We start from the raw sequence: 12,889 nt of genomic DNA, 5'->3' as shown, positions 1-12,889 counted from the left end.
CGTTCTTCCGCCAGGTCGTATTGTGCCGTTCCGCAGCCGGGTTTAAGAGAGTTCCGCTTCACCGAGGGAGAACACCGATGACGATCAATGTTGGCGACAAGCTGCCGGAATCCAAGTTTCGCGTGATGACCGCCGAAGGGCCGCAGGTCAAAACCACCGACGACATTTTCAAGGGCAAGAAGGTCGCCCTGTTCGCGGTGCCCGGCGCCTACACCGGCACCTGCCACAAGATGCATCTGCCGAGCATCTTCCTCAACGCCTACGCCTTGAAGAACAAGGGCGTCGACACCATCGCGATCGTCTCGGTCAACGACGCCTTCGTGATGAACGCCTGGAAGCGCGACACCGACCAGCGCGACGAAGCCGTGTTCCTCGCCGACGGCAATGCCGACTTCGCCAAGGCGATCGGCATGGAGCTCGACGCCTCCGGCAACGGCCTCGGCATCCGCTCCAAGCGCTACTCGATGCTGGTCGAGGACGGCGTGGTGAAGAAGCTCAACCTCGAACCCGCCCCGGGCAAGGTCGAAGTCTCCGGCGGCGACACACTGCTCGGGCAGCTCTGAGCTGAGCTTTCGCCGCAAACCTGGCTGTCGTCGCCCGGCTCGCCGCCTTCGCTAAAGCTTCGGCGCGCCAATGATTATGGCCTCGTCGAAGCCTTGGCGTAGACGGGACCGGGCGACCCAGTACGCCGCGGCCTCTCGTTTCAATCACCACTGTCTCTGGAATACTGGATCGCCCGCTTTCGCGGGCGATGACAGTTTTGGGCGTGGCGATAGCTGGGGATCGCCGCGTTGTAGCTCAAGGATGGGTAGAGCGTAGCGAAACCCATCAGCTTCGTGCCGTGCACTGAAATGGTGGGTTTCGCTGCGCTTGACCACCCTACGCAGGGCCGGCTACGTGCAATCTGTGCCGGACGAAGGGTTCCCTCCGCGGATCGGCTTTTTCGTCCCGCCTCCCCCGAGCTTGCCGGAATTTCCCGGGCGCGCCGGTGTTTGGTCAACACGCAGAGCATTGATGCTGCGCTGATTTCGGCTCAAGTCGATTAAATTCCAATAACTTAATGTTCGGCCGCACTGATCAGGGAGGCCCGTCATGGCTGAAAATGCATCCGCGTTCATCGGATTCGTGCAGCTTTCCCCGACAAGCTATCAGTACACGATCACCTTGATCGACAATGGTACCACCCCGATTGGTACATTCTGGTTCTCCTGGCTGCCCGGCCAGGGCTACCTGAGCGAGATTCCGACCTTCGTCGCCCCTTCGGGATGGACCGCAAGCATCACGGACGGTGTCCCCCCGGCGAACGGCTACAGCGTCCGTTGGGTCGCAGACTCCACCGCCACCGCGCTGCAGCCCGGCCAATCGCTCACTGGCTTCACCTTCACGACTTCAATTGCGCCGAACGAGCTTTTTGCAGATTCATCAATCCATCCGGGGGTTTTCGGCACGACATCGGTGGTCTATTCCGCCGGCCCCTTCAGCGACGGCGGCTTTGACCTGGTTGCCGGCCAATTGCTGTCGGGCTCGGCCAGCAATGACATCCTCATTGGAACGATCGGCGATGACGCGGCCTATGGCGGAAGCGGCAATGATTACATCTATGCCTATGGCGGCGATGACACGCTGGTCGGCGGCGATGGACTTGACGTGCTCTTGGGCGCAGAAGGCAACGACTTCATCTACGGAGGCACCGGGTTCAACTATCTGTTCGGTGGCAGCGGCGATGACACATTGATCGGAAGCGGCGGAGCGACGGCTTCCGACGTCAACGTCATGTACGGCGGCGACGGCGCGGACTTTCTCTACGGCGGCATCGGTACCAACTATTTCTACGGCGGTGCCGGCGTCGACACGATGGTTGGCGGCTCCGGCCTCAACATCTTCATCTCGTCGGGCGAGACCGACGGCAATTTCATCTACGGCGGTTCAGGCCAGAACTATGTTTATGGCTCGAACGGCGGCGACACGGTCACTGGCGGCGCAGGCGTCGACGTTTTCCTGATGGGCTCGGGCGCCGACAAAATCACCGGTGGCGGCGGCGTTGACTATACCTGGGGCGGCGGCGGCTCCGACACGTTCACGATCAATGACAGCACGCCGGAGGTCATGGTTGTCCAGGACTTCAACACGGGCGGCGTCAATGACTTCGTGAATTTCGCCGGCACGTCACTGCATTCGTTCGCCGATGTTCAGGCCGCCGAGTTCTACTCACCCGGCATCAACACGACCATCATCACCGACGCCGCGGGCAGTGCGGTCTGGCTGATCGGCTTGGCACCAGGACAACTGGACGCCAGCATGTTCAAGTTTGGCTAAGGCTGAGACGCACCTGCCTCGGCGCAGGTGCGGTCTCATTCAATGATCTCGTCGGCACGGCCCGAAACCTCGTTGAGGTCGCGTCGCGCGCGAGCCCGTGCATCCGGAAAATGGTCGAGCAGGTCCTAGCTGAACTTGAACATGCTCGCATCCAGCTGTCCCGGTGCGATCCCGATCAGCCAGGCCGCATTGCCTGCCGCATCGGTGATGATGGTCGTGTTGATGCCGGCGACATAGGTCTCGGCTGCTTGTACATCAGCAAACGAATGCAGCGATGTGCCGGCAAAGCTCAGGAAATCGTTGACCCCACCCGTGTTGAAATCCTGGATGACCATGACCCCAGAGGTCGTGTCGCTGATGGAGAAGGTGTCGGCGCCCCCGCCACCCCAGGCATAATCCACTCCGCCGCCTCCGCTGATGTTGTCCGCGCCCGAGCCCATCAGGAATACGTCAACGCTGGCGCCGCCGGTGACGGTATCGCCACCATTGGAGCCATAGACGTAGTTCTGGCCCGCGCCGCCGTAGATGACGTTGCCATCCGTTTCGCCTGAGGAGACGAAGATGTTGAGACCACTGCCGCCGAACATCGTATCGACGCCGGCGCCGCCATAGAAATAGTTGAAGCCGGCGCCACCATACAGGGCATCGGCGCCGGCCTCTCCGAACATCACATTGACATCCCCTGCTCCGACGATCCCACCGTTACCAATGATGAGGTCGTTGCCGTCGCCGCCGAACAGATAGTTGGTGCCGGACCCGCCATAGAGGGAATCGTTGCCCGCTTCGCCGAGGAGAACGTCGAGACCAGCATCACCCACAAGAATGTCGTTTCCGGAGCCGGCATAGAAATAGTCATTGCCGTCGCCGCCATATCCGACGTCGTCGCCGGCAAAACCGATCAGGACATCGTTGCCGCCGAGCCCGACGAGCGAGTCGTTGCCCACGCCGCCGTAAAGATTATCGGCACCAGCCGTCCCGGTGTTCGCGATCGGCAGATCCGCAACGTTCAGGGTCACGTCGAAAAAATGCAGCAGTTCGATATTGGTCAGCGTGTCAAATCCCTCGCCGGCGACGAGGACCGAACTCGTGGGACTGGTTCGGGTGATCGTATATGCGCTTCGGTTGCCGAAGAACCACGCTGTATCGGTGCCAGACCCACCGTCAAGCGAATCGTTCCCTCCGCCTCCCCTAAGGACGTTATTCCCGCCGTCACCGGTCAGCGTATCGTTGAAACTGCTGCCGTCGAGACCCTCAATGGAGGTGTAGATGTCTCCACTCGCCTCGCCGGTGTTGGCAGCCGGGTTTGCCAGGCTAGCCACCACGGCGGAGCTGGCCCGGGAATAGGAGGCGATATCGTTGCCTGCTCCTCCGTTCAATGCGTCGGCGCCGAGACCGCCACTCAGAATGTTGTCGTTTGCATCTCCGACAAGCGTGTCATTGAAACGCGACCCGGACAGAGCCTCGATGGAGCTATAGACGTCGCCGGCCGCGTCACCAGTATTCTGCGAGCTGTCAGCAAGATTGGCCACCACAGAAGCTGATGCTTGGTCGTAGGAAGCGGTGTCAAAGCCGGCGCCGCCATCGAGAGTATCTGCCCCACCGCGCCCGTCGAGCGGATTGTTGCCGGCATCGCCGATCAGATGGTCGGCAAACGCACTGCCAATCAGCACCTCAATGCCGCTATAGGAATCTCCAGTTGCTTCGCCGGTGTTCACTGCCGGGTTAGCGAGACTTGCAGTGACGCCGGACGTCGCACTTATATACGAGGCCGCATCAATGCCGCTGCTGCCACCTACCATCGAGTCGGCGCCAAGTCCGCCGATGAATAGAGTGTCCGCCGTGGCGTCTCCGATCAGCGTATCGTTGAAGTTACTTCCCTGGATGCCCTCGATCGAAACGTACACGTCTCCGGCGGCTTCGCCCGTGTTCAGTGAAGGGTTATTGAGATTTACGACGATACCCGCGCTGGCATTGCCATAATCGGCGACATCGCGGCCGCCGCCGCCGTTCAGCGTATCTGCGCCGAGGCCGCCCCGCAGATAATTGCCATTATTGTCGCCGACCAAGAGATCGTTGAATGCGCCGCCTCTGAGCCCTTCGATGCCGACATAGACGTCGCCGGCGGCCTCGCCCGTGTTCGCCGATGCATCCGAGAGATTGGCGACAATCGCGGTGCTTGCGTTGAAATAGTCGGCAAAGTCAAAACCGGCCCCGCCGTCCAGCGTGTCGGCGCCGACACCGCCCTGCAGGAAATTGATGTTGGCATCGCCGGTCAACGAGTCGTTGAAGTCGCTGCCGCGGATCGCTTCAATCGAGACGTAGGTATCGCCGGCCGCTTCGCCCGTGTTGGATGCCGGATTGGCAAGGCTTGCGGTGATTGCCGTTGTCGAATCCGCATAGGATACGAAATCGAATCCGGCACCGCCGTCGAGAGAATCCGCCCCGAGGCCGCCGCGCAGCGTGTTGTTGTTGCCATCGCCGATCAGCGTATCGTTGAAGGCCGAGCCGCGGATGTTCTCGATCGACGTATAGGTGTCGCCGGCGGCCTCGCCGGTATTGCCAGCGGGATTTGCCAGGCTGACCAGCAGTCCCGCCGAAGCTCCGAAATAGTCGGCGGTGTCGCTGCCGGCGCCGCCGTCGAGGACGTCCGCGCCCAGTCCGCCGCGAAGCAGGTTGTTGCTGCTGTCGCCCGTCAGCGTGTCGTTGCTGTTGCTTCCGATCAGGCCTTCGATCGAGGTGTAGGTATCGCCCAGTGCGTAGCCTGTGTTGAGTCCGGGACTGACGAGATTTGCCACCACGCCGGCCGGCGCGTCCGCGTAGGACGCGAAATCAATGCCGGTACCACCGTCGAGGGCGTCCGCGCCGTCTCCGCCGATCAGGGTGTCGTTTCCGGCAAGCCCCTGAAGGGTATCGTTGGTGTTTGCACCGTTGGCTGTGCCGGTAACCGTGTCGTCACCCGCGGTCCCCTGAAAAGATCCCATCCCCAATCCCCCAATCAAAATCGCAGACGATCCGAACCACCGGATCGAACAAATCTTCAATTCAGTCAGATACTTGCCTAGGAAGACAACGACTCGATCCGGATATCATGCAGGCCAGGGTTCGATCCTGACCCATTTGGGTGCGACAATTGCGCACACCCGCGACAGTCCCGATATTGCGGGGCCCCATCCGTCTGTATTTGTTGATGTTTCCCGCCGCCTGTTCAACGACGCTCCCCTTGAGTCCGAAAGCCATAGACCACGATCGGTTGACCCAAGTCATGAGCCGCCTCGGCGATGCCGTGGTGGATCCATCGCTGTGGCCAGAGCTGATGGAAAGCATCTGCGCGGCGGTTGGCGCATCAGCTGCTCTGCTGCTGCAAAGCGACGTTCGGACACCGGACGTGCCGCGAACGAAATCCATCGACGAAGGCACCCGGTTCTACTTTGCAAATGATTGGCAGACAAAAGACCCACGTGCGATCGGGTTTCCGCGCATGATGGCCGGAGAGGTCGTCACGGATCATGACCTGCTGACACCCGAGCAGATCCGGGCTGATCCGATGTACAATGAAGTCCTGTTTCCGTTCGGCTTCAAATGGTTTGCCGGCATCGGTTTTTGGGCCGACTCCGCCGCCTGGGCACTCACGCTTCAGCGCACCCAAAACGAGGAGCCGTTTGACGCGGCGGACAAGCGGGCGCTTGCCCGTCTTGCGCCAAGATTGACCGAGACCGCGACACTGGCGACGGCAGTCGGCCGAGTTGCCCTCTCGTCGATGACCAGCGTGCTGGAGAAGGTTCAGCGGCCTGCTCTCGTCCTCAATCGGCAGGGCCTTGTCCTGAGCTGCAATGCGGCGGCCGATGCCGGATTCGATCAGGACATCCTGGTCCGGAACAGGCGGCTTGCTCTCCGCGACAAGGAGGCGATGGCGAAATATCACCGCCTTGTCGATTTGATCCGGTCGTCGCCCGACGGCGTTGCGCTGCCGACGGAGCCGATCGTGGTCCGCCGCGCCGCAAAGCCTCCCGCCTTGATCCGCGTGCTGCCGGTCGACGGTGCGGCAAGCAGCGTCTTCCTGGGCGCTCGCGCGATGCTGGTCTTCTCCAACCTGTCGCCACCCCCGCCGCTGGATGCGAAGCTCATCGCGCAGGCATTCGATCTGACACCGGCAGAGGCCAGGTTGACGGCGTTGCTAACCGGCGGCCTGCCGATTCACGCCGCCGCGGAGAAACTGGAAATCTCTCTGGCAACGGCGCGCAACCATTTGAAGTCGGTGTTCTTCAAGACCGGTACCCATCGCCAGTCCGAGCTGATCAGATTGGTTACGATGTTGGGGTAGTTCGAAGATGGCGGGGTTTGACCATCTTCCACGTCACGCGCCCTAGGTGGTGTGGACTCTAAGGATTCCCTTTTAGGAGCAAATCAGATTCAAGGCTGCTTTTGGGGAGGCCGCCTTGGGTGTGATGGACCGTTTGGTATTGAGCGACGCGGCGTGGGAGCGGATAGCGCCGCTGATCATAGGGCGCCCCGATCAGAAGGGCTCCACCGGGCGCGACAACCGGATGTTCGTGGAAGGTGTGCTGTGGATCGTGCGTACGGGGTCTCCCTGGCGCGATCTTCCGGAGGTGTTTGGGGACTGGAACAGCGTGTTCCGGCGCTTCAGTCGATGGAGCATCAAGGGTGTTTGGTGGCGGATCTTCGAGGCGATGTCCGATGATCCGGACTTCGAATATCTGATCGTCGATTCCACCATTGTTCGGGCGCATCAGCACGCCGCCGGCGCCAAAAAGGGGGGTCTGAAGATCAAGCGGAAGATCAAGCGATCGGCCGCTCGCGCGGCGGCCTGAGCACCAAGATACATATGGCCGTTCGAGGCTTGGGATGTCCGGTGCGGTTCAAGCTCACCGCAGGTCAGAAGGGCGATGCACCGCAAGCCGCCGCATTGATCGAAGGCTTATCCGCCGAGGTCATCATGGCCGATACGGCCTATGACGCCGATCACTTGCGCCAAGCCATCGCCGCCAAAGGCGCGCTCGCCGTGATCCCCAACAACCCGTCACGTGCGCTCAAATATCCACTCGACAAGCATTTCTATGCCCAGCGTCATCTCGTCGAATGCTGCTTCTCAAAGCTCAAGCAGTTCCGCCGCGTTGCAACCCGCTTCGAAAAGACCGCCCGAAATTACCTGGCCGTCGTCACTCTCGCAGCCATCGTCTTATGGATGCGATAAGTGTCCACACCACCTAGCCCTTCAGCCGCGCCATCGCCACGCTCTCGCGCGCCAGTTCGTCGGCGCGTTCGTTCTCAGCGTGGCCGGCATGGCCCTTGATCCAGTGCCAGCGCACCTCATGCGGCTTCAGCGCGGCGTCGAGGCGCTGCCACAGTTCGACGTTCTTGACCGGCTTCTTGTCCGCGGTGCGCCAGCCGTTGCGCTTCCAGCCGTGGATCCAGCCGGTGATGCCCTGGCGGACATACTGACTGTCGGTGGTGAGGTCGACCGCGCAGGGCTTCTTCAGGGCTTCCAGCGCCGAGATCGCCGCCATCAGCTCCATGCGGTTGTTGGTGGTGTGCGGCTCGCCGCCCTTCAATTCCTTCTCGACGTCGCCGAATCTGAGGATCGCGCCCCAGCCGCCCGGTCCGGGATTTCCGGAGCAGGCACCATCGGTGAACACGATCACATGCGGCTTGTCGCTCACGCCGCGCATCCCGCCGGCGTGATGCCGTAGTCGTTGATGGCAGCGACGTTCTGCTGGAAGCGCAGCTTGCGGACGTATTCGAGCGGGTCCTTCGGCTGCACCAGCGCGCCCTCGGGGACGTTGAGGAAATCGACCAGGCGCGTCAGCAGGAAGCGCATCGATGCGCCGCGCGCGAGCAGCGGCAGCGCGGCCTCCTCGGCCGCCGACAATGGCCGCCCCCTGCCATAGGCATTGAGCAGCGCGCGCGCCTTGGTGACGTTGAAGGAAAGATCCGGCTCGAAGCACCAGGCGTTGAGGCAGATCGCGACGTCGTAGGCCAGGATGTCGTTGCAGGCGAACGGGAAGTCGATCAGGCCGGAGAGTTTGTCGCCGAGGAAGAAGACGTTGTCGGGAAACAGGTCGGCATGGACGACGCCGACGGGAAGATCCGCCGGCCACGCGGCTTCGAGATGATCGAGTTCGCGCGCGATGAAGTCGTGCAAGCCTGGCTGCACGCTGTCGGCCCGCGCGGCGGCGAGATCGAACAGCGGCCGCCAGCCGGAGACCGACAGCGGGTTGTTGCGGACCAGCGGAAAGTCGCGGCCGGCGAGATGCATTTTGGCCAGCGCCTCGCCGACGCCTCCGCAATGCGCCACGTTCGGCCGCCGCGGCCACACGCCTTCGAGGAAGTTGATGATCGCCGCGGGCCGGCCGGCGAGCCGGCTGTAGACCTCGCCCTTGCGGTTGCGCGCCGGCTGCGGGCACGACACGCCGCGCTCGGCGAGATGCGCCATCAGCGACAGGAAATACGGCAGGTCGTCCTCCGCCACGCGCTTCTCATAGAGCGTGAGGATGTAGGCGCCCTGGCTGGTGTGCAGCAGGAAGTTCGAATTCTCGACGCCCTCGGCGATGCCCTTGTAGGAGAGCAATTCGCCGATGTCGTAACTCTTGAGGAATTCCGCGAGGTCTTCGGCGGCAACGTCGGTGTAGACCGCCATATGGTCTATTCCGCCGCGGCAGCGTCGGGCCGTAGCGAACGCGGCAGCGGGAAGAACTCGTTCTCTTCCGCGGCCGAGACCGTCTCCACGTGCAGTTGGTAGCGCTCGGCGAAGGCGCCCATGATCTCCTCGACGATCACCTCCGGCGCCGATGCGCCCGCAGTGATGCCGAGGCTCGTGATGCCTTCAAACCTGCTCCAGTCGAGATCGCTGGCCCGCTGGGCAAGAACCGCAATCGGGCAGCCCTCGCGCTCGGCGACCTCGCGCAGGCGCTGCGAGTTCGACGAGTTCGGCGCGCCGACCACGATCAAGGCATCGACCACCGGCGCCACCTTCTTCACCGCGAGCTGGCGGTTGGTGGTGGCGTAGCAGATGTCTTCCTTGTGCGGACCGTTGACGTTCGGGAAGCGCTGCTTGAGCAGCGCCACGATCTCCGCGGTGTCGTCGATCGACAGCGTGGTCTGGGTCACAAAGGCGAGGTTGTCGGGGTCCTTCGGGACGAAGGTCTTTGCATCGTCGGCGGTCTCGATCAGGGTCACGGCGCCCACCGGAAGCTGGCCCAGCGTGCCGACAACCTCGGGATGATGGGAATGCCCGATCAGCAGGATCTCGCGGCCGCGCTTGAAATGGATCGCCGCCTCGCGGTGGACCTTGGTCACCAGCGGGCAGGTCGCGTCCAGCGAGAAGAAATTGCGGGATTTCGCCTCGGCCGGAACCGATTTCGGAACGCCGTGGGCCGAAAACACCACGGGCGCGTTGGTATCGTCGGGGATTTCGGCCAATTCCTCGACGAAAATGGCGCCTTTGGTCTTCAGGCTGTCCACCACATACTTGTTATGGACGATTTCGTGCCGGACGTAGACCGGGGCGCCATAAATGGTAAGGGCACGCTCGACCGTGTCGATGGCGCGGACCACCCCTGCGCAAAAGCCGCGGGGGGAACAAAGCACGATTCTAAGGTCGGGTTTTTTCGCTGACATCGGTCTGTCTCGGGCAATCTCGGGACCGAATCACCCCTCGCCGGCGGGCGGGGAACGGCCAGTTAGGATAAGGACTTGGGACTGCTTTCGGGCGCTGTCAAGGCGATTTTGCTGGCCCATTGCGCCATTCCCCCCTGAGGGCTTATATAGGCGCCATAATTCCCGTCATCACCGATGACTACCAGCTTCGCCTCGACAGAGGTGGGCGAAGCACAAAGGAGATTTGCCATGAGCAACGCACCGCTGATGCCGAAGGCTACTGCCGTGTGGTTGGTCGACAATACCGCCCTCACGTTCGATCAGGTGGCCGATTTCACCAAAATGCACCCCCTGGAGGTCCGCGCCATCGCCGATGGCGACGCCGCCCAGGGCATCAAGGGCATGGACCCGATTTCCAATGGCCAGCTGACCCGCGAGGAGATCGAGCGGGGCGAGAGGGACCAGAACTATCGTCTCAAGCTGCAGGAGAGCAAGGTGGTGCTGCCCTCCGCCGCCAAGAAGAAGGGCCCGCGCTATACCCCGGTGTCGCGCCGCCATGAGCGGCCGAGCGCGATCCTCTGGCTGGTGCGCAACCATCCCGAGCTGAAGGACGCCCAGATCATGCGCCTGGTCGGCACCACCAAGACCACGATCGCCAGCGTGCGCGACCGCACGCACTGGAACGCCTCGACCCTGACCCCGATGGACCCGGTGACGCTCGGCCTGTGCTCGCAGATCGAGCTCGATTTCGAGGTGCAGCGCGCCGCCAAGGAGAAGCCGACCACGACCGTCTATGGCGGCGCCACGCTGCTGCCGGCCTCCGAGACCACGCGCAAGGACGAACTGGACGATCAGCCGATCGAGAAGCACGACGACCTCAACGTCGATGCCGTGTTCGCCAAGCTGAAGACGATCGGCGGCAAGAAGGCCGACGACGACGAACAGTAAGCGCCTCGCGCGACCACCGGACGACGACACGCGGCGGGGCAACTCGCCGCGTTCTTGTTTGCGCACGAGTTGCCCTGATCCGGCACGCGGCGCGCCGCTATAGCGTTTTCGAACGAAGTGGACGCCGGTTCGCGTAAAGAAAACGCGTCCAAACAACAAGCTAGAGCTTCGGTTCAGATTCAATCAGAACCGAAAATGCTCTCACCGGCTTCGCTCACCCGAATGAGAAGCGTCGGTGGGCAAAGTCGAGCAGCGGACGTTCGAAATATCGATAGCTCAGCGCACACAGCCCGAACGTCAGGGCAAGCGCGGCGAAGGTCAGCAGAATGCCGGCGAGGCTCGTGACTGTCCTGGGTTGATGGAGCACGGCGAACAGCAGGTACACGACGACGTGGTGGGTGAGGTACGCCGCGTAGGACGTTCTGGCAAAGAAGTTCGCGACCGAGCTGCGCAGGATCGCGAGTTTTGCAGAGCCGCGATTTTCCAGAACGACGAACAGCAGAGAACCGAAGAAGATCTCGACCTGCGTGTGCGAGAACGCCACCGACCAGCGCTTCCACCCGAACAGCCACAGCAGGGGAAGCGAAATGCTCGACCATTTGAGGATCGCGGCGACGCGTCCGGATATCTCGGCATCCGGCTTGCGATAGAGACGCCACCAGGCGATCAGCGCGCCGATCGCAAGCGAATCGATCCTGAATTGCGGGAGCACGTACCAGCCATAGGCATCCGGCAGCGTGCTGTCGATCAGGCGCCCGATCGGGCAGATCAGGATCGGGACGAGCAAGATCGCGAACAGCCGCTCGGACGGGATATTCCGGACCAGCAACGGAAACAGCAGATAAAACTGCTCCTCGATCGCGAGCGACCAGGTTACGGCCAGCCAGTAGGCGCCATCGGTCTGGGCCATGGCCATTCCGAAATTCTGCAAGCCGAACAGATACAGCCAGCCAGGCACGCCCCTGGTGTCAAACAAATGAGGGCTTAGCGAAAAATACCAGCCGATCGCTGCGCTGCCGCACATCAAATAGTAGAGCGGCCAGATGCGGAACGCACGCCTGCCGTAGAAGGCCGAGTAGTATTGTTTGGCCGCGCGGTGCCGCAGCAGAATATCCGTGATGAGATAGCCGGACAGAATGAAGAAGAGATCGACGCCGAAGCGGCCGACATGCAGCAGTTTCCACGGCGAGCCTTGCGGACCGTCCGGCGTCCCGAAATAGTGCCAGATGACGACGGTCAGCAGCGCGATCGCGCGCAGCCCGTCGAGCTCTCCGATCCTGTCACGTTCCAACGCGAGCTCGCCTTCCACACGCACAAGATCAGGTCTCGTCCAGTCCGCGCATACCCCGCCGGCCGGGCCGTCATCACGCGCCTAGTGCCGGTCCGGATTGTTCATCATGTATTCGCCGAGGTCGCGCTGCCGCCGATCAGTGCGGGCTTCGGCGTTCTGGCGCTGCACGTCGCGGTCCTTGCGGCAGGCGACATATTCTGGCGAACCGACCGCAACCTTGCCGCTGGCCTGGCAGTACTGGTCGTCGTCGCCCATGCTCTCCGCGATTGGCGATCGCCCGCGTTCGAGGCAGCCTGCCAGCAGCGGCAGTGCGAGCAGCAATGCAATGGGCGCGCGTGCGGAAATGGATCGCATCCGTGGGTCCGTATCTCGTGGGGTATGGCGTTGGAAAACCGGGATGACCCGGCAATCCATCAAAATCAAGGCCGTTTTGCTTCTGGGTGCGTTTCGAGAGTGGGCGAGCGCGTTGGACGATCGCGCAAGCATCGATCATCGCGCCCGGGGCCACCCCTCTCTCCAACCCTCCCCCGCAAGGGGGGAGGGAGCCTGACCAGCGTGCTCACCTTACATGATGCAGCAACTGCATGCCGTTCAGTTCGTCTTACGTGAGGAGGCCACCGGCGGAAGGGTTCCCTCCCCCTTGCGGGGGAGGGTTAGGGAGAGGGGTTCACACGGACACTCTCTCAGAAGCGACGCAGCAATCCATCGATCCGGCAGGCA

At 62.3% G+C, this 12,889-nt stretch carries 10 protein-coding genes and 1 pseudogene; 5 read left to right on the top strand and 6 right to left on the bottom strand.

Annotation, left to right across the window (positions count from 1 at the left end):
• Positions 1-77 precede the first annotated feature (77 nt).
• On the top strand, positions 78-563 hold the full coding sequence (locus V5279_RS05095; protein WP_166302264.1) for a peroxiredoxin: 486 nt from the start codon (positions 78-80) through the stop codon (positions 561-563).
• 529 nt (positions 564-1,092) lie between these two features.
• Positions 1,093-2,316 carry a calcium-binding protein gene (locus tag V5279_RS05090; protein WP_338695590.1) on the top strand — a complete coding sequence of 408 codons (1,224 nt, stop codon included), beginning with the start codon at positions 1,093-1,095 and terminating at the stop codon, positions 2,314-2,316.
• Between the two features lie 125 nt (positions 2,317-2,441).
• Here V5279_RS05090 and V5279_RS05085 read toward each other — a convergent pair whose 3' ends face one another.
• Positions 2,442-5,297, bottom strand: a complete 2,856-nt coding sequence (locus V5279_RS05085; RefSeq protein WP_338695587.1) for a calcium-binding protein — start codon at positions 5,295-5,297, stop codon at positions 2,442-2,444.
• A gap of 206 nt (positions 5,298-5,503) precedes the next feature.
• On the opposite strand from V5279_RS05085, the gene V5279_RS05080 reads away from it, so the two are divergent.
• Entirely contained in the window at positions 5,504-6,637 is a 1,134-nt protein-coding gene (locus V5279_RS05080) for a helix-turn-helix transcriptional regulator (protein WP_338695584.1), read from the top strand.
• Between the two features lie 115 nt (positions 6,638-6,752).
• Positions 6,753-7,528, top strand: a pseudogene (locus tag V5279_RS05075) (IS5 family transposase).
• A gap of 13 nt (positions 7,529-7,541) precedes the next feature.
• On the opposite strand, the gene rnhA reads toward V5279_RS05075, so the two are convergent.
• From rnhA to ispH, 3 genes are read right to left on the bottom strand one after another with little or no spacing between them, the layout of a single operon-like run.
• Positions 7,542-8,003 (bottom strand): ribonuclease HI, encoded by a 462-nt coding sequence (gene rnhA, locus V5279_RS05070; RefSeq protein ID WP_338695581.1) that lies wholly within the window; start codon positions 8,001-8,003, stop codon positions 7,542-7,544.
• A complete protein-coding gene (locus V5279_RS05065) occupies positions 7,991-8,971 on the bottom strand; it encodes a homoserine kinase (RefSeq protein ID WP_338695579.1) in 981 nt (326 codons plus the stop codon). Before V5279_RS05065 ends, rnhA begins: the two co-directional genes overlap by 13 nt.
• A 5-nt stretch (positions 8,972-8,976) precedes the next feature.
• Positions 8,977-9,951, bottom strand: coding sequence for a 4-hydroxy-3-methylbut-2-enyl diphosphate reductase (gene ispH, locus V5279_RS05060; protein ID WP_166210834.1), 975 nt, complete (start codon positions 9,949-9,951; stop codon positions 8,977-8,979).
• A 228-nt stretch (positions 9,952-10,179) separates the two neighbouring features.
• On the opposite strand from ispH, the gene V5279_RS05055 reads away from it, so the two are divergent.
• Positions 10,180-10,878 carry a DUF1013 domain-containing protein gene (locus V5279_RS05055; RefSeq protein ID WP_029077669.1) on the top strand — a complete coding sequence of 233 codons (699 nt, stop codon included), beginning with the start codon at positions 10,180-10,182 and terminating at the stop codon, positions 10,876-10,878.
• A 214-nt stretch (positions 10,879-11,092) separates the two neighbouring features.
• On the opposite strand, the gene V5279_RS05050 is transcribed toward V5279_RS05055, so the two are convergent.
• On the bottom strand, positions 11,093-12,169 hold the full coding sequence (locus tag V5279_RS05050) for an acyltransferase family protein (RefSeq protein ID WP_166302236.1): 1,077 nt from the start codon (positions 12,167-12,169) through the stop codon (positions 11,093-11,095).
• An 81-nt stretch (positions 12,170-12,250) separates the two neighbouring features.
• Entirely contained in the window at positions 12,251-12,523 is a 273-nt protein-coding gene (locus V5279_RS05045; protein WP_166302233.1) for a hypothetical protein, read from the bottom strand.
• Positions 12,524-12,889 lie beyond the last annotated feature (366 nt).

This window comes from Bradyrhizobium sp. 26S5, assembly GCF_036923295.1.
GTDB classification, from domain to species: domain Bacteria; phylum Pseudomonadota; class Alphaproteobacteria; order Rhizobiales; family Xanthobacteraceae; genus Bradyrhizobium; species Bradyrhizobium septentrionale.
The sequence above is the reverse complement of the archived record's forward strand: the minus strand, read 5'-3'. Positions and strand labels throughout refer to the sequence as shown.

Coding starts and splice junctions, on each gene's coding strand:
- V5279_RS05095 (WP_166302264.1), top strand. CDS start 78: ATGACGATCAATGTTGGCGACAAGCTGCCGGAATCCAAGTTTCGCGTG.
- V5279_RS05090 (WP_338695590.1), top strand. CDS start 1,093: ATGGCTGAAAATGCATCCGCGTTCATCGGATTCGTGCAGCTTTCCCCG.
- V5279_RS05085 (WP_338695587.1), bottom strand. CDS start 5,297: ATGGGATCTTTTCAGGGGACCGCGGGTGACGACACGGTTACCGGCACA.
- V5279_RS05080 (WP_338695584.1), top strand. CDS start 5,504: ATGTTTCCCGCCGCCTGTTCAACGACGCTCCCCTTGAGTCCGAAAGCC.
- rnhA (WP_338695581.1), bottom strand. CDS start 8,003: ATGCGCGGCGTGAGCGACAAGCCGCATGTGATCGTGTTCACCGATGGT.
- V5279_RS05065 (WP_338695579.1), bottom strand. CDS start 8,971: ATGGCGGTCTACACCGACGTTGCCGCCGAAGACCTCGCGGAATTCCTC.
- ispH (WP_166210834.1), bottom strand. CDS start 9,951: ATGTCAGCGAAAAAACCCGACCTTAGAATCGTGCTTTGTTCCCCCCGC.
- V5279_RS05055 (WP_029077669.1), top strand. CDS start 10,180: ATGAGCAACGCACCGCTGATGCCGAAGGCTACTGCCGTGTGGTTGGTC.
- V5279_RS05045 (WP_166302233.1), bottom strand. CDS start 12,523: ATGCGATCCATTTCCGCACGCGCGCCCATTGCATTGCTGCTCGCACTG.